The sequence below is a fragment of the Desulfovibrio sp. UIB00 genome, assembly GCF_022508225.1.
Classification (GTDB): domain Bacteria; phylum Desulfobacterota; class Desulfovibrionia; order Desulfovibrionales; family Desulfovibrionaceae; genus Desulfovibrio.
Genome location: NZ_JAETXJ010000003.1, coordinates 364,885 through 380,345 on the forward strand (window position 1 = coordinate 364,885; position 15,461 = coordinate 380,345).

The window sequence follows — 15,461 nt, forward strand, 5'->3', positions numbered from 1 at the left end:
CTGGGCGGGCAGCAAAAGGCTCGCAATCAGCAGCAAAGCCCCAACACGTGAGCAGCGTTGGGGGATCGCACCCTTGCGGGCAGAAATATGAGGCCGTGGCGCGGCGGCGAAAAGTTGTGTGTTCACTTGCACTTCGCAGGATATGTCGTGGCGTCTGAGCCGCAAAATCCAACGCAAATTTTATGCAAATTTTATGCCGCTACATACTGCGTTTCTTGAGCTTTTCAATAAGTGTTGTCCGCTTGATGCCCAAAAGCTCGGCGGCCTGATTTTTTACTCCCTCTGCCTTGGCCAGAGCCTCATCAATAAGGCGGCTTTCCACAGCATCAAGAAAATCTTTCAGGTTCTGCCCCTGAGCCGCCAAAACCCCCAGATTGGGCCACACAAAAGCTCCGTTGGCTGCAACGGGCATTGCGGCTTCAGCCTGCGGCACTGGGGCGGGTGCCTGCTCCACGCCGTCATCAGCGGTGGGTTCGGCGAGAGGCTCCGCCTCAGGTTCGCACGCCGGGGCATCCTCCGCCACCGGGGGCAGCAGCGACACATCACCTACCTGATCCAGAATCTTGTGCGGCAGATCATCCATGCACACCGTGTCGCCATCCACAAGGATGCTCAGGCGCTCCATGAAGTTTTCAAGCTCGCGCACATTGCCGGGCCAGTTGTAGGCCGCCAGAATACGCCGCGTTGTTTCATCAAGCAGCATGGGATCGCGCGCTTTTTTGGTGCAGAAATGGTTGAGAAAATAGCGCGCAAGCAGCAGTACATCGTTACCGCGCTGGCGCAGCGGCGGCAAGTGCAGGGGAATGACGTTCAGGCGATAGTACAGATCCTCGCGGAAGCGCCCGGCGGCAACTTCCACCTCAAGATCGCGGTTGGTGGCGGCCACAATGCGCACATCCACCTTTTTGCAGCCAGTGCCGCCCACGCGCTCGATTTCCTTTTCTTGCAGCACACGCAGAATCTTGACCTGAAGACTTAACTCCATCTCGCCGATTTCATCCAGAAAGATGGTGCCGCCGTCAGCCATTTCAAAACGGCCTTGCCGCGAGCGGATGGCGTGCGTAAAGGCGCCCTTTTCGTGACCGAAAAGTTCGCTTTCAAGCAACTCTTTAGGGATGGCCCCACAGTTGATGGGTACAAAGGGCTTGTCAGCCCTGCGACTGTTGGCGTGAAGCGCGCGAACCAGCAATTCCTTGCCAGTTCCCGATTCACCAGTTACAAGCACAGTGCTGTCCGTGGGCGCAACCTTTCCGAGAACCTTGAAGACTTCGGCGAGGCTGGTGCTCTGGCCGATAATGCCGCTGGTATTCAACTCCATGTGTGCATTCTCCGCGTGCATATCCTTTCCTGTGTCAATACACTGACACGCATTGGATTACCAGTAAAAATGCGCCTATTCTACCGCATTTACCCTCAGCCATGCCGCATTTAGCCATGACCGATTTGCCGATACGCATTGCCGCCCCCTCAAATACCCTTGCCTGCTGCCCGGCCCTGCCACAGTGCCCACTCGACGCTTCGCGCGCAGAAGTTCTGGAATCACTGGCTCAGGGCCACAATCTGGTGCTCAGCGCCCTGCCGGGAGCGGGCAAAAGCAGCCGCGTCCCCCTCTGGCTCATGGGGCAGTCCTGGCTTGAGAATCGCCGCATTCTGCTGCTTGAGCCACGGCGCGTGGCGGCCCGTGCGCTGGCGCGCTATATGGCGGCCCTGCTGGGTGAGGAACCGGGCGGCACGGTGGGCTACCGCATGCGTGACGAAAGCCGCGTCAGCAGCCGCACCTGCGTGGAGGTTGTCACCGAGGGCGTGCTCACGCGCATGTTGCAGGAGGATCCCGAGCTGCCGGATATAGCCTGTGTGATTTTTGACGAGTTCCATGAACGCTCGCTCACTGCCGATACCGGCCTTGCCCTCTGCCTTGAGAGTCAGGCGGCACTGCGCCCCGACCTGCGGCTGATCGTCATGTCTGCCACTCTGGATGTGCAGGCCGTGGCAACACTCATGGAAAACTGCCCTTCTGTTGTGTGCGAAGGCAAGACCTTTCCCGTGCAGATGCGGCACCTGCCGCCTAAAATTCGCGCGGGGCAGATTGTGGGCGGCCCTCTGCCTGCTGCCGGGGCAGGGCCGCTGCTGTGGCGGCATATGGCTGATGTCATTTTGCACCTGCTGCGTACAGAACAGGGCAGTCTGCTGGCTTTTTTACCCGGCGCAGGCGAAATCCGCCATCTTGCCAGCCTGCTTGAGGGCGCTTTGCCCGCTGATGTGGCCCTTTGCCCGCTCTATGGCAATCTTAGCGCCAGAGAGCAGGATGCGGCCATCGCGCCCGCCCCGCAGGGGCACCGTAAGGTGGTGCTTGCCACATCCATTGCCGAAACCTCACTGACCATTGAGGGCGTGAGGCTCGTGGTGGACAGCGGCCTTGCGCGCCTGACGCGCTTTGATCCGGCCAGCGGCCTCACCCGCCTTGTGACAGAGCGCGTGTCGCTGGCTGGCGCTGCCCAGCGGGCCGGACGCGCCGGACGCATTGAACCTGGCATCTGTTGCCGACTTTGGGCAAAAGAGCAGGAAAACGGCATGCGCCCGCACATTCGCGCTGAAATTCTGGATGCCGACCTCACCGGGCTCGCCTTGCAACTGGCGGTTTGGGGCGTGAACGATCCGGCCTCGCTCGCCTGGCTCGACACGCCGCCCTCGGCCCATCTGGCTGTTGCCAGACAAAACCTTCTGGCATTGGGCGCGGTGGATGACCAGTTGCGGCCAACGGCTTTGGGCCGCAGCATGGCCGCATTGCCCCTTGCGCCGCGCACGGCGCGCCTGCTGCTGTGGGGACGCGACAAATCCCTTGCCGCATTGGCTGCCTGTATCGCCGCGCTACTGGAAGAACGCGACCCTCTGGCCTTTGCCGCTGGTAAAGGCAAGGGCGGCATGCCTGCCGCTGGTGCGGGATGCGATGTGCTGCGCCGCCTCGACTGGCTATGCCGCGATAACGCGGCGGGCAAGAATGCGGATGCCGCCCGCGAGCGGGTACGCCGTCTGGCGCAACGCCTCATGCGTCAGATTGATCGGCATGAGGAGAAAGGTTCCCGGTCTGCGGCACAGGGGCAATCCAACAAAACGGGCAACATTTTTTCCGCAGCTCTTGCTCTGGCCGCAAGCCTCGGGCAACTACTGGCTGTGGCGTGGCCGGAACAGGTCGCCATGCGGCAGACAGACGGTCAGCCGCAGAGCAGCAATGGAAATTTTGCGGGAGGGGCGGCTCCCATGACGCCCTATCTCCTGCGCAGCGGACGGGCCGCCCAGATAGCCAGCGAGGATCCCTTGGCGCGCCTGCCCTTTCTGGCCATTGCAGAAGTTGACGGCGCAGCGCCACGCGGGCGCATCCGCCTTGCCGCCGCACTTTCGCCCGATGATCTTGCAGCGCTTTTCAGCGCTGATATTTGCAACGAAGACAAACTCACGGTTTCGGATGCCGGGCTGGTCAGCGCCCGGCGGCAGCGAGTTCTGGGATCTCTGGTTCTTGAGGATGCCCCCCTGCCCCGACCTCTACCCCATCAATGCGCGGCTGCCCTGTGCGCCTATGTGCAGAACAAGGGGCTGGAATGTCTGCCGTGGGATGATGCCGCAAAGCAGTGGTGCGCGCGGGTAAGCCTGCTGCGCGAGCTGGACGGCGAGGCATGGCCCGATGTTTCTGATGCCGCCCTGCTGGCGACCATCAATGACTGGCTCGCACCAGCCTTGCAGCAGGCACTCGAAAGGTCAGCCGGGCAAGGCAAGCAGGGGCGGGCCAATTCGCTGGCGGCGCTCGGGCCGGAGCAATTGCTGGATGCCCTGCGCCGTCTGTTGCCGGGTAATCTTCACCGGATACTAGAACGGCAGGCCCCCACGGAGTGGCAGGTACCGTCAGGGGCCATGCGACCCATTGTGTATGGTGAAGACGGCGGCCCCTGGCTGGCCGCCAAGTTGCAGGAATTATTCGGGTGCGTGGACACGCCGCGCATAGCTGATGGGCGCGTAGCTCTGGTGCTGCGTCTCAATTCGCCCGCAGGGCGTCCCTTGCAGGTCACGCGCGATCTGGCCCACTTCTGGCGCAACGGCTACCCCGCAGTGCGCGCAGAAATGCGGGGCCGCTATCCCAAGCATCCCTGGCCGGAAGATCCGGTTAACGCCGTGGCCACGGTTCTGACCAAAAAACGGCTTGCCGAGCGGCAAAAAAGCTGACGCGCCCGCAAATTTCCATCGCAGCAAGCCCTTTGCTGTTGCGCCCGGTCGCGATACCAAGCGCCTAAAAAACATCGCGCTCTGTCAACTGGCGCACAAATTCGCGCGCGCGTTGCTCGCTGTAGTATTCCTGCTTCTGTTGCACAAAACCCACATGCCCGCCGTGCGGGGCAACCTCAAGATGCAGGTGCGCGCTCTGCTCCGCCGTCTGCCACGGATAACACGAAGGCGCGCAAAAAGGGTCGTCCGCTGCCATAAGCAACAGGGTCGGCACGTCTATGAAGGGCAGGTCGGGCAAAACCGTGTTCTTTTCCCAATAATCTTTGGCTGATGCAAAACCAAAGGCAGGCGCGGTAAAACGCTCGTCAAACTCCGCAAAAGTATGGATTTTTTCCACACCGTCAACTGAAGGATAGGAAGGAAAACGCTCGGCCTTCTCTCGGACTTTTTTACGTAGTGTGCGCAAAAAATAGCTCATGTAGATGCGGCAGGCAGGGCCGTCCATGACCGGTGCAGCGGCGGAAAGATCGCACGGCACAGACACAACCACAGCCGCCCGCACCAGTGGCGAAACCGGCCCACGTCCCAGATAACGGCAAATCTGGTTGCCCCCCATGCTAAAGCCAGCCAACAGCAGGGGGCGGTCAAACTGCTCGGCAAAGCGCACCACAGTTCCCAAATCTTCAATCTCACCCATATGATACAGGCGTGCAGTGCGGTTGCTCTCACCCGAGCAGGAGCGCATGTTCCATGCCAGCACGTCAAAGCCTTCGGCCCGCAGGGCATTGGCCATGCCCAGTACATACTTGCGGCGGCTGTTGCCCTCGAGCCCGTGCGAAATAACAGCCATGCCCCTGCCCTGCCCAAAAGGGCGCTCCGCCCTGTCCTTTCCAAATGAGGGATGCTGATCAACATCAAGAAAGTCGCCATCAGGCGTTTCCAGGCGCACCCGGCGCACAGAGGGCGACATTTGCGGCTTTTCACGAAAAAGCACGGGCCACATGGTGTTGGCGTGGCCGTTGCGCACAAACCACGGCGCAATGTATGTTGAAACAAGAACTGGCATGACAATCCCGGTAAAAGATGGCGGCGCAGCCGCGCTGGCAGATTCAGACAATGGCGGTTTGACGGCATACAAGGGCTTGGCAGCCGCCAAGGCCTCGTATACCTTCGCCGCATGCACAACAAAGCTCCCCAAAATAGCGCCACGCGCAAAATTCTGTCAAATCCGGCACGTCAGGCCTTTACCCAGCAAATACCCAGCCCCAAGGCCGCACCCGCTGCGCCTGCAGCAGCGGCTGTAAGCGCGCAGCCAGCCCAGCCCAGAGGCAAGGATGCTGTACAATCCATGCACCCCAAAAGAAAAAGCGCGCAGCCCGTGCACAACGGCGGGCAACGCTGCCCTGGTATGGCAGATGTGCTGATTTTGGGCGCTGGCGCTGCGGGGCTTATGTGCGCCCGCGAGGCGGCGTCAAAAGGCTTGAGCGTTGTATTGCTTGAGCGTGGGTCTGTGCCCGGGCGCAAGCTGGCTGTGAGCGGCGGCGGCAAGGCAAACTTTACCAACCGCACAGTCAGCCCCAAGGACTATCGGTGCGACGGAAGCAGGGGCAATGCATTTTGCGCCCCAGCACTCAAAGGCTTTACGCCGGAGCGCATGCTGCGTCTTGTGCAGGAATGGAACCTGCCCTTTGAAGAACGTACCCACGGACAGCTTTTTCTGACTGTTTCTGCGCAACGGCTGGTCAGAGCGCTGACAGACGACTGCCGCAAACACGGCTGCGTTATTGCCTGCGGCACTACAGTATCAGCAGTGGAGGCGCAGGGGGATGGCTTTTCTGTGCAGACGGAGGGCGGCTCATGGCGCGGCAAGGCTCTGGTGCTGGCGCTAGGCAGCCCGGCATGGCCTCAGGCTGGTGGAAGCGGTGCTGGCTATCGGCTGGCGGAAGAACTGGGGCACAGCATTGTTCTGCCACGCGCAGTGCTCACGCCGCTTCGCCTTAATTCGGATTCGCCCCTGCTCGACCTGACGGGCATCAGCCTGCCTGTGGGAGTTACACTTGGGCAACGCCACTGGGTGGACGACCTGCTCTTCACCCATGAGGGACTCAGCGGGCCAGCAGCCCTCAAAGCATCCCTCTATTGGGCTGAAGGCGCTGCAATCACGCTGAATTTTTTACCGGAGCAGGATGTTGCCGCCCTTATGGATGCGCCGCAGGCGGGCAAGCAAACCCCGCGCGCCCTGCTGGCAAGGCTTCTGCCCCAAAGGCTTGTGGACGCCCTGCTACCGGAGGAAACCGCGAGGCGCAAAGTTGCGGAGCTTTCGCGCGCGGCCCGTTTGGCGATTGTGGAGGCAGTGCAACGGTACGCGGTGACGCCGCAGGCAACTGCGGGGCTAAAAAAGGCGGAGGCCTGCTCCGGCGGCGTAAATACCGACGAAATAGACCCCAAGACCATGCGCAGCCTGCTGCAAAAAAATCTGTTTGTGGTGGGCGAACTACTGGACGTTACAGGCCTGCTGGGCGGCTACAATCTGCATTGGGCATGGGCCAGCGGCATGGCGGCTGCCAGAGAACTGACCCGCAGCACTACCGCTCAGGCAGTTGCGCCTGTCACGGATTAAACGGCTGGCAGCTCACTGCATGCCCCTAGAGTGGCAACGCTAGATGCGGTTGCAGTAGACGTTTTCCAAAAAATGCTCCATGGCTTCATCCGCCTGACGGATGTAGTCCTGGAGCGGAAACTGGGCCTTGCAGGCCGGGCAGTACATATAGACTTCGTGGCAGGTGCGGGCGATATGCAGGGGCGCGCCGCAGGTCGGGCATACAAGCGTAGTCTTGACATCACGGGGTGCAAAAAAAGCCATGGCGATTCTTTGTGTTAGAAGTATTGTTTGAAGTGCTGGCCTGTCTGAGGCTGGCGCTGTAAGGGCTGCTTTTATCCCCCAGCAGGGCTATTGGTCATGAAACTGGGGCAAACCGCATCTGCCCTTCAAATCCGGTGGCGCAGCGTAGCTTATCCTTAGAGCATTTGCCCCATATTTTTGTCAACATGGGCCAGATGCAGCAACCCCCCTGCCACCATGTTGGGCAGGCCATAAAAAATGCCCGCAAATGCCCGGCTCCCTAGGCTCAAATTTGTTATTGCGTCCGCCGTCCGCTCATGCCATAGACGTACAGCCATATTGTTGTAGATGTGGCATAACCAGAAGAAACGGATACGAACATGAAAAAGCTCCTTATGGCTGCCGTGGCCCTTTCGCTGATGACTGCTCCCTGCCTCTTCAGCACTGAAGCCAACGCCGCTAACACCGCTCCGGCAACTGTTGCAAGTGGAACCAAGGCACCCAAAGCCAGCAAGGCCAGCAAGGCAAAGGCTCCCGCCAAAGCAAAAAAAGTTTCTGCCAAGGCTCCCGCCAAGGCAAAGAAAGCTCCTACAAAGAAAAAGACGCAGGCAATCTAGTTCTTGCTGTCAAAAAGGCCGGTTAAACCGGCCTTTTACAGTTTATATTAATGCGCTATTGAGTGCATAATCAGCTAACAGCAGAATAATGCACGCGCGGGAATGTAAAAATACCACCTAATGCGGAGCAATTTAGTCAAAGTTCATCGTTTGGCAATCATTTTTGAAGCCAATGCAGATAATACTTGACGATTTTTTTGCTTAACAGTACTGTTCGCCCTTATTCATAGGGTGCAGTATTTCTTTTTGCCAGAGACTTTGCGTGGGTAAGGCTTCAAGCGGAAAGTTTACCCACCTCAACAACGGAGTCGTTATGGCTGTTTCCATTTATGTCGGCAATCTGCCTTTTTCCGCCACCCAGGAAGGCGTTGAAGCCCTGTTCGCCCCCTACGGCGAAGCCCTTTCCGTCAAGCTCATCATGGATCGCGAAACCGGTCGCCCCCGTGGTTTCGGTTTTGTTGAAATGGACGAAGCCGATGCCCACAAGGCCATTGAAGCCCTGAACGGCGTTGACTTTGGCGGTCGCACCCTGCGCATCAACCAGGCCGAAGAACGTCGCCCCGCGCCCCGCCGCTGGTAGACCACAAATTTCCTTGAAAAAAAGCCGCTGCTCACGCAGCGGCTTTTTTTATTTGTAGCAACGAACCACTTCTAGCCTTTCTTGCCCTCGCTCTGGGCAGGCACGTTCTGTTTTTTGCTCTCTTGCCCAACCACAGCGCCAGAATCAGAAGCGTTGAACTGACATGCGCCGATACAACGGATGCCGCCGCAGTGCGGACAAGCATTGCGCCGCTGCGGCAAAAACATACACCGCAAAATTGTCAAAATATGCTTGATTGCCATGCAACCACCAAGAGCATCCTTTTGTAATGAAAGCCACACGGTTTAATCCATACGCTGCAAAAATCCGCACCTGGCATAATGAGGTTCTGTCTCCCAGACCTGCCACGCCGCAAAAACAAATATAGACCTGCCAGCCTGATCAATGGAACCCTTTCCATGGACAGGCCTTAATTATATGGCTGAGCTAAATGGTAATAAGCTTTTCATCATCCTTAAGGATTTTCGTAAACGCCTCCCCAATGTAAAAGACTTCATCAACACCTTCCAGCGTTTCTAGTTGCTCAAAGAGGCCGAGGTTTTCAGCGCACTTTCTGCATGCTGAAACATGCCCGCCAGCATCATGAAATTTTTTTAGAAGACCCTGCAGCTTCACGTCTTCACAAATCAATTGAACGGTTGCACCCCAGAGAATCAGATGCACTTCTCCCCACCAGCCTTGAAGCAAGGAATTTGTGGCATACATGAAGACCATATTCTCAGCGGTGACAGGATTATCGTTAATCCATAGTATATGCAGACACTTTTTACTCATGAATATACCCCATCGGTCAAAGGGTTGGGCGAGGAGTGTCAGAAGGACCACTCCCAAGAAGAAACACATACCTCACAATACCAGCTAAATATGGCAAGCACGACAGGTGCACAAGCGCATTTTTGCTAACGCACAACAACAGTCCAATATTTAGCCAGGTGTAAAAAGGAATGCTGTGCCTACGTTGTGGATTTTACCGCTCTACATGCCCGCAGCTTTTCCATGCAACGCTCAGGCTGGCGGCCGTGCAAATCTACGCTTTGCGACGCGCAAATGTCTGTCTGGTACATGGCAATGCCAATCATGCTGCGCAAGGACGGTGTTATTAGCACCGATTCCCGTCCTTCTTTGGCAAATCATGTATCCTGAGAGCAACACGAGTCCAGTCTATTTTAAATGGTGGACGGAATCCCGTGGACAGCTCCCCAACAAAAAAGTCCGTGAAACCTAGGTCTCACGGACTATAGCGGACATTTACGCCCAGCTCTGGGAGGCCCCCAATGGGCCTCCCGGCGGGCATTTCAGGGCCGAAGAGGCAAGCCCTGAAAATCATGGGCCTTCATGGCAGAAAGCACTCTGCCATGGCGCTCAGGCAACAACAGTATTAGTCTGCCTGGGTGCGGATGAAGGTAGGAATTTCAAAATCATCCTCATCGTAGGTGAAGTCTTCGTGGCCGGGATTATGCGCACGGCGGCGCGGCTGGCCCACAACTTCACGCTTGAGCAGATAGGGAGGACGGTTACTGTTTTCATCGTACCAGCGCTCCACTTCAGTGCGGCGGGCAGACTGCGGCAAACGTGACTCGGCGCGTTCCTGCTCGTCCATCATGCTCTGCTGGGCTGCGCGGGAATTCATGCGGCGCGGTTCGGCAACCACGGCGTCAGGGCCGGGCTTGCGGAAGTTGGTGACAGTGGCCGCAGGAGCCTGCACGGGCTGAATAACCTGAGGAGAATCAATGCCGGTGGCAATAACGGTGAGGCGGATTTCGTCGCCGATATTGTCGTCAAACACAACACCAAAGATGATGTTGGCTTCTTCAGGCGTAGCGTCGCCGATGATGTCGCCGATTTCGGCAATTTCCTCGGCCGTGATGTCTGTGGGGGCGGTGATGTTGTACAGAACCGCCTTGGCGCTCTCGAGCGAAACATCTTCAAGCAGCGGGCTCATGATGGCGCGCTGGGCTGCCTCGCGGGCGCGGTTTTCGCCAGAGGCGATGCCCGTGCCCATCAGGGCCATACCGGCTTCGGCCATCGTGGTGCGCACGTCTGCAAAGTCGAGATTGATAAGGCCTTCACCCACAATGACGTCAGAAATACCCTTGACGGCGTAGTACAGCACATCGTTAGCCTTCTGAAGCATTTCGGAGAAAGGAGCCTTCTTGGGGGCAAAGGCGAGCAAACGGTCGTTGGGGATGGTGATCAGGCAATCCACATGCTGCTTGAACTCTTCAAGCCCGGCTTCAGCAGCGCGCTTGCGCTTGGCGCCTTCAAAGCTGAAGGGCTTGGTCACAACACCCACGGTGAGGACGCCCATTTCCTTGGCAGCCTGAGCAACCACAGGAGCAGCGCCGGTACCGGTGCCGCCGCCCATGCCAGCAGTAACAAAGACCATATCGGCATCGCCGATGGCTTCACGAATGCTGCCAACGCTTTCCACCGCCGCCTCGCGGCCAATGGCGGGATTGGCGCCAGCGCCAAGACCCTTGGTGAGTTTTTCACCAAGCTGCACCTTAACGGAGGCACCGTTCTTGTTCAGCGCCTGCACATCGGTGTTGGCGCAAACAAACTGCACTCCGCGCAGGCCAGAGGCAATCATGTTCTGCACTGCGTTACCGCCGCCACCACCTACGCCAATAACTTTGATCTTGGCATTGCTGGCCAACGAGGTATCGATATCATCAACGATAGACTGAGCCATTACACCTCTCCTCTGTGCTATCCTCAAAATGCCCGCTTGAGGTTGTTATGAAATGTCCGCAAACCACTTTTTCATTCGCGAAAGCACGCCGTCAAAAACGCCGCTTTCACTACGTGTGGTAAATTTTTTCTGGCCGGAAAGTTCCTTTTCCGCGCCGTAACGCAACAGTCCGACCGCTGTGGAAAACTTGGGGCTGTTGACCACGTCTTTCAGACCCCCGATGTTGCGCGGGTAGCCAATGCGCGTGGGCAGATTGAAAATCTGTTCGCCCAGTTCCTGGCAACCCTCAATCAGCGCCGTACCGCCCGTAAGTACCACGCCAGCACCGATCATGTCCTTGTAGCCGGAGCGCACAAGGGTCTGATCCACAAGGTAAAGAATTTCTTCCATGCGGGGTTCGCATATTTCGGCCAGCACCTGGCGCGAAAGCCTGCGCGGCTCGCGCCCCCCCACGCTGGGAACTTCAATAAATTCATCGTTGCGCACAAGGTCGGCAAGGGCGCAACCATACTTGAGCTTGATTTTTTCGGCAGAGGCTATGGGAGTACGCAGACCAAAGGCAATGTCGTTGGAAAGGTTCTGCCCGCCAAGCGCCAGAACAGCCGTATGTTTGATGGCATCGTTGGCAAAAACGGCGATATCAGTGGTGCCGCCGCCCAGATCAACAAGAGCCACGCCGATTTCGCGTTCTTCTTCGGTCAGCACGGCTTTGGCCGATGCCAGCGATTCAAGGGCAATATCGGCAACTTCAAGCTGGCTGCGGTGGCACGAGCGCACAATGTTCTGGGCCGAAGAAACAGCACCGGTAACAATGTGCACCTTCACTTCAAGGCGCACACCTGCCATGCCGAGCGGGTCGGCAATGCCGCGCTGGTTATCAACAATGTATTCCTGAGGCAGAATGTGGATGACCTCGCGGTCGGCAGGAATGGCCACAGCCCTGGCTGCGTCAAGTGCGCGTTCAATATCGCGCTGTGCAACCTCGCCGCCCTTGACGGCAATGACGCCGTGGCTGTTGATGCCCATGATGTGACTGCCCGCAATCCCCACGTATACCGAGTGGATTTCGCAGCCTGCCATAAGTTCCGCATCTTCCACAGCTTTGCGGATGGACTGGACGGTCTGTTCAATGTTGACCACTACGCCCTTGCGCAACCCTGTGGAAACACTGGTGCCGATGCCCACCACATCTACAAGACCCGACTCCGACAGCTCGCCCACCACAGCGCATATCTTTGTGGTGCCGATGTCGAGGCCAACGATGAGCTCGGACTTATTCATGCCATTCTCCTCAAAACGCCTGTCTCCGGGTCGCAACGGCATACCACTCTGGCGCATGCCGCAAGTTTCTTACGCTGGCTGGTTAAGTAAAACCCAAACATTGCCGTTAACAGACCGAATTTCGCGAACATTGCGCAGTTCGTGTCTGCGGGCCAGATCGCCCAGGGTCAGACTCAACCGGGAAAGATTGCCCTCCCAATCGTCAGTTGCGATGGAAAGCCGCATCTCCCTGTCTTCAAGATAAATTTCGATGCCCTTGCCGGGGCTCACGCTGACGGACGAAACCGCCCCCGCCTCTATGGGAAGCAAACCGCTTTGCATGCCCTTCATCAGGCGCGTCAGGTACGGCAGGGCGTCTTCTGCCCCCTGATCAACACGCAAGGTGGGCAGCGAGAGAAAGTTCTTGCTCTCAACCGGCGCTATAATTTCTCCAAGCTCGTTGGCGTAATACAGCACCCCGTCCTTATGCACCCAAAAAGAAGGCAACCGCTCTTTCAGCCGTATAACAAACCTGTCCGGCAGAAGGCGCTTAACAGAAACTTCCTCAACCCAGGGTGTCTTGCGCAGGTTTCTTTCAACCTTGGCAATACTGACCGCAAGGCTGTTGTCGCCCTCGCGTATGCCGCCGTATTGCAGCACCATATCGTGCGAGAGGCGCACATTGCCGGTCACGTCAACATGGCGTGTGGTGAAAAAATCGCTGGTTATGGCCTTGTTGTAGAGCCAGAGCGATGAATAACACACACCCGCAAGGATCATCCCCAGGCAGGCCAGCAGCACTGTCAGTGCGGCAAGGCTTTTCAGCCCGCTAAAGCCCTTGAGCTTTTTGAAAATCCCCGCAATAACACCGCCCCCGCGCACTTTTGATCCACCGCCGCTTTTCTTTACTGGGGCAGATGCTCGTGTGTAGGAGTTACGGGCCTTGCGTCCGCTTTTTTTCAGGGCAAGGGGCATGGCACTATCCTGACCTCCGGCTCAAGCTCAATGCCAAACCGTTGCCGCACAGCTTGCCGGGCCTCTTGCAACAAGGCCAAGGCCGCAGTGGCGCTGCCTTTGCCTTCATTAATCAAAAAATTTGCATGCAGGCTTGAAAAAGCCATTCCCCCAAGCTGTCTGCCCTTGAAACCAGCCTCGTCAAGAAGCCTCCCGGCAGACATTTCCGGCGTGGGATTTTTGAATACGCACCCCGCGCTCCAGGCCGTCACAGGTTGTTTAGACTTTTTCTTAAAAAAGTTGTGACGCATGCAATTACAGATGCCATCCCTTTCAGCAACGGTCAAGCCAAATGTGGCTTCCAAGACGATAAAATCATTCTTTTTCCCGTTAATTTTGAGGGTACGATAGCCGTACTGCAGTGCATTTCCGTTGATGCGCTCAATGGTGTTGTCAGCAAATATCTGAATGTTATAAATATTTTTACATGTTTCCGCGCCAGCGAGCCAGCATTCATGGCAACAGCCCCGCCCACGCTGCCGGGTATTCCCACCAGCCCCTCAAGGCCGGAAAGCCCGTTTACAGCGCAGAAACGCAGCAGCCGGGCCATGGGAACGCCCACTCCTGCACGAACCAGAACCTTGCCCTCGTGCTCGCCCACAATGACCGGGCCGTCATTGAAAAAAGGACGAATCAGAACCAGCGGCAATTCGCCGTCCTGTGCAAGAATATTGCTGCCCGCACCCAGTACCAGAGGTGTGCCGCCAAGGGCCTTGAGTTTATCGGGCAGCAGATAAAGGTCTTCACTCCGCTCGAGTATTATCTCCGCAATGGCGGTACCCCCCACTCTCAGTGTGGTGCGGGGGGCAAGAAAAGGAGCGGGCATCTCACGCATGGTCTTGTCCCTCCAGCCACGCGGGGCCAAGGCGGGTGATGCTGCCAGCACCAAGGGTCAGCAGCACATCACCCTCGCGCAACACATTGGGCAGGGCTGCGGCAAGGTCATTAAGGGTCTGGTAGTATTCCACCGGAGTTGTGGAAACCTGACGGATGCCCTGAGCGAGACTCTGGCCTGAAACGCCGGGAATGGGCTTTTCAGACGCGGCGTAAATTTCGGTGAGAAGCAGCTGATCCACACTGTCAAAAACTTTGCAGAACTCGCCAAAATGGGCCTGTGTGCGGCTGAAACGGTGCGGCTGAAAAGCCGCCACAATGCGCCGACCGGGAAAAACCTGCCGCGCCGTCGCAAGAGTAGCCGCAATTTCCGCCGGGTGATGACCGTAATCGTCAACCACGGTCACACCGCCCTTTTCTCCCTTGAATTCAAAGCGCCGCCCCACGCCGCCAAAACCATTCAGGCCCTCGGCGCATTTTTCAAAGCTGATGTCCACTTCCATAGCCGCGCCAATGGCGGCCAGAGCGTTGAGCATATTGTGGCGGCCTGGCTGCGGCAGGCTGACCTGACCGAGCTTGACGCCATTGCGCCACACTTCAAAGTTGTTGCGCACGCCGCAGTCAAGAGGTACGGCGCGCAGCACGTTGTCTTCCGCAAAGCCGTAGGTAAGCACAGGGCGCTTCACACGGGCAAGCAGGGCGCGCACGCCGGGGTCGTCGCCGCAGACGATATTCAGGCCATAAAAGGGCACGTTGTTCATGAACTGCACAAAGGCGTCATCAATGCCCTGCCGGGTTTTGTAGTGGTCCAGATGGTCTTCGTCCACGTTGGTCACAACATTGATGATGGGCAGAAGGCACAAAAAAGAGCCGTCTGATTCGTCAGCTTCGGCTATCAGATATTCGCCGTGCCCAAGATGCGCGTTGGTACCATACGCATTGAGCCTGCCGCCAATAATAACTGTAGGATCAAGCCCCGCAGTATCAAAGATTGATGCCGTAAGTGATGTTGTAGTGGTCTTGCCATGCGTACCGGCAATGGCGATGCCCTGCCGCAAACGCATCAGCTCGGCCAGCATTTCGGCACGGGGGATTATGGCAATATTACGGCGGCGGGCTTCCACAAGCTCTGGATTTTCATCGTTGATGGCGGTGGACTTTACCAGTACCTGAACATCCCCCACGTTTTCCGCTGCATGGCCCACGGCAACGTGTGCGCCAAGGTCGCGCAAATGACGCACAACGGCAGAATCACTCATGTCAGAGCCGGAAACTTCGTAGCCCTGATTGAGAAGAACCTCGGCAATGCCGCTCATGCCCGCGCCGCCAATGCCAACCATATGAATACGCCGAATCTTGCTGTTCATGCTCTACCTTTAAAGAAAG

At 57.5% G+C, this 15,461-nt stretch carries 14 protein-coding genes; 4 read left to right on the top strand and 10 right to left on the bottom strand.

The annotated features are described in order from the left end of the window. Window positions 1-199: 199 nt before the first annotated feature. Window positions 200-1,318, bottom strand: a complete 1,119-nt coding sequence (locus tag JMF94_RS07175) for a sigma-54 dependent transcriptional regulator (protein ID WP_240824468.1) — start codon at window positions 1,316-1,318, stop codon at window positions 200-202. Between the two features lie 116 nt (window positions 1,319-1,434). On the opposite strand from JMF94_RS07175, the gene hrpB reads away from it, so the two are divergent. Continuing rightward, window positions 1,435-4,215 (top strand): ATP-dependent helicase HrpB, encoded by a 2,781-nt coding sequence (hrpB, locus tag JMF94_RS07180; RefSeq protein WP_240824469.1) that lies wholly within the window; start codon window positions 1,435-1,437, stop codon window positions 4,213-4,215. A gap of 64 nt (window positions 4,216-4,279) precedes the next feature. Here the strand turns inward: hrpB and JMF94_RS07185 are convergent, their stop codons facing one another. After that, complete coding sequence (locus tag JMF94_RS07185; protein ID WP_240824470.1) at window positions 4,280-5,281, bottom strand: alpha/beta fold hydrolase; 1,002 nt, start codon at window positions 5,279-5,281, stop codon at window positions 4,280-4,282. 111 nt (window positions 5,282-5,392) lie between these two features. On the opposite strand from JMF94_RS07185, the gene JMF94_RS07190 reads away from it, so the two are divergent. Further along, complete coding sequence (locus JMF94_RS07190; protein WP_240824471.1) at window positions 5,393-6,835, top strand: aminoacetone oxidase family FAD-binding enzyme; 1,443 nt, start codon at window positions 5,393-5,395, stop codon at window positions 6,833-6,835. 39 nt (window positions 6,836-6,874) lie between these two features. On the opposite strand, the gene JMF94_RS07195 is transcribed toward JMF94_RS07190, so the two are convergent. Next, entirely contained in the window at window positions 6,875-7,078 is a 204-nt protein-coding gene (locus JMF94_RS07195; RefSeq protein ID WP_022659339.1) for a dual CXXC motif small (seleno)protein, read from the bottom strand. Window positions 7,079-7,437: 359 nt separating this feature from the next. Between JMF94_RS07195 and JMF94_RS07200 the strand changes: the two genes are divergently transcribed. Together JMF94_RS07200 and JMF94_RS07205 are read left to right on the top strand one after the other, a co-directional pair. Beyond that, the gene (locus JMF94_RS07200; RefSeq protein ID WP_240824472.1) at window positions 7,438-7,674 is read left to right on the top strand and encodes a hypothetical protein; all 237 of its coding nucleotides are present in this window, start codon (window positions 7,438-7,440) and stop codon (window positions 7,672-7,674) included. Between the two features lie 313 nt (window positions 7,675-7,987). Further along, on the top strand, window positions 7,988-8,254 hold the full coding sequence (locus tag JMF94_RS07205; protein WP_192111928.1) for an RNA-binding protein: 267 nt from the start codon (window positions 7,988-7,990) through the stop codon (window positions 8,252-8,254). Between the two features lie 447 nt (window positions 8,255-8,701). Here JMF94_RS07205 and JMF94_RS07210 read toward each other — a convergent pair whose 3' ends face one another. The 7 genes from JMF94_RS07210 to murC form a co-directional block, all read right to left on the bottom strand. Beyond that, entirely contained in the window at window positions 8,702-9,049 is a 348-nt protein-coding gene (locus JMF94_RS07210) for a DsrE family protein (protein ID WP_240824473.1), read from the bottom strand. Window positions 9,050-9,653: 604 nt separating this feature from the next. After that, window positions 9,654-10,967, bottom strand: coding sequence for a cell division protein FtsZ (gene ftsZ, locus JMF94_RS07215; RefSeq protein ID WP_240824474.1), 1,314 nt, complete (start codon window positions 10,965-10,967; stop codon window positions 9,654-9,656). Between the two features lie 45 nt (window positions 10,968-11,012). Next, window positions 11,013-12,248 carry a cell division protein FtsA gene (gene ftsA, locus JMF94_RS07220; RefSeq protein WP_022659333.1) on the bottom strand — a complete coding sequence of 412 codons (1,236 nt, stop codon included), beginning with the start codon at window positions 12,246-12,248 and terminating at the stop codon, window positions 11,013-11,015. A gap of 69 nt (window positions 12,249-12,317) precedes the next feature. Then, entirely contained in the window at window positions 12,318-13,202 is an 885-nt protein-coding gene (locus JMF94_RS07225; protein WP_240824475.1) for an FtsQ-type POTRA domain-containing protein, read from the bottom strand. Next, window positions 13,187-13,453 (bottom strand): hypothetical protein, encoded by a 267-nt coding sequence (locus JMF94_RS07230; protein ID WP_240824476.1) that lies wholly within the window; start codon window positions 13,451-13,453, stop codon window positions 13,187-13,189. Before JMF94_RS07230 ends, JMF94_RS07225 begins: the two co-directional genes overlap by 16 nt. Window positions 13,454-13,524: 71 nt before the next feature. Continuing rightward, entirely contained in the window at window positions 13,525-14,076 is a 552-nt protein-coding gene (locus tag JMF94_RS07235; protein WP_240824477.1) for an FAD-binding protein, read from the bottom strand. Further along, window positions 14,069-15,442 carry a UDP-N-acetylmuramate--L-alanine ligase gene (murC, locus tag JMF94_RS07240; protein ID WP_240824478.1) on the bottom strand — a complete coding sequence of 458 codons (1,374 nt, stop codon included), beginning with the start codon at window positions 15,440-15,442 and terminating at the stop codon, window positions 14,069-14,071. Before murC ends, JMF94_RS07235 begins: the two co-directional genes overlap by 8 nt. Window positions 15,443-15,461 lie beyond the last annotated feature (19 nt).

What these genes read in the sequence shown, in the direction of transcription:
- JMF94_RS07175 (WP_240824468.1), bottom strand. Translation starts at nt 1,318, where the DNA reads ATGGAGTTGAATACCAGCGGCATTATCGGCCAGAGCACCAGCCTCGCC.
- hrpB (WP_240824469.1), top strand. Translation starts at nt 1,435, where the DNA reads ATGACCGATTTGCCGATACGCATTGCCGCCCCCTCAAATACCCTTGCC.
- JMF94_RS07185 (WP_240824470.1), bottom strand. Translation starts at nt 5,281, where the DNA reads ATGCCAGTTCTTGTTTCAACATACATTGCGCCGTGGTTTGTGCGCAAC.
- JMF94_RS07190 (WP_240824471.1), top strand. Translation starts at nt 5,393, where the DNA reads ATGCACAACAAAGCTCCCCAAAATAGCGCCACGCGCAAAATTCTGTCA.
- JMF94_RS07195 (WP_022659339.1), bottom strand. Translation starts at nt 7,078, where the DNA reads ATGGCTTTTTTTGCACCCCGTGATGTCAAGACTACGCTTGTATGCCCG.
- JMF94_RS07200 (WP_240824472.1), top strand. Translation starts at nt 7,438, where the DNA reads ATGAAAAAGCTCCTTATGGCTGCCGTGGCCCTTTCGCTGATGACTGCT.
- JMF94_RS07205 (WP_192111928.1), top strand. Translation starts at nt 7,988, where the DNA reads ATGGCTGTTTCCATTTATGTCGGCAATCTGCCTTTTTCCGCCACCCAG.
- JMF94_RS07210 (WP_240824473.1), bottom strand. Translation starts at nt 9,049, where the DNA reads ATGAGTAAAAAGTGTCTGCATATACTATGGATTAACGATAATCCTGTC.
- ftsZ (WP_240824474.1), bottom strand. Translation starts at nt 10,967, where the DNA reads ATGGCTCAGTCTATCGTTGATGATATCGATACCTCGTTGGCCAGCAAT.
- ftsA (WP_022659333.1), bottom strand. Translation starts at nt 12,248, where the DNA reads ATGAATAAGTCCGAGCTCATCGTTGGCCTCGACATCGGCACCACAAAG.
- JMF94_RS07225 (WP_240824475.1), bottom strand. Translation starts at nt 13,202, where the DNA reads ATGCCCCTTGCCCTGAAAAAAAGCGGACGCAAGGCCCGTAACTCCTAC.
- JMF94_RS07235 (WP_240824477.1), bottom strand. Translation starts at nt 14,076, where the DNA reads ATGCGTGAGATGCCCGCTCCTTTTCTTGCCCCCCGCACCACACTGAGA.
- murC (WP_240824478.1), bottom strand. Translation starts at nt 15,442, where the DNA reads ATGAACAGCAAGATTCGGCGTATTCATATGGTTGGCATTGGCGGCGCG.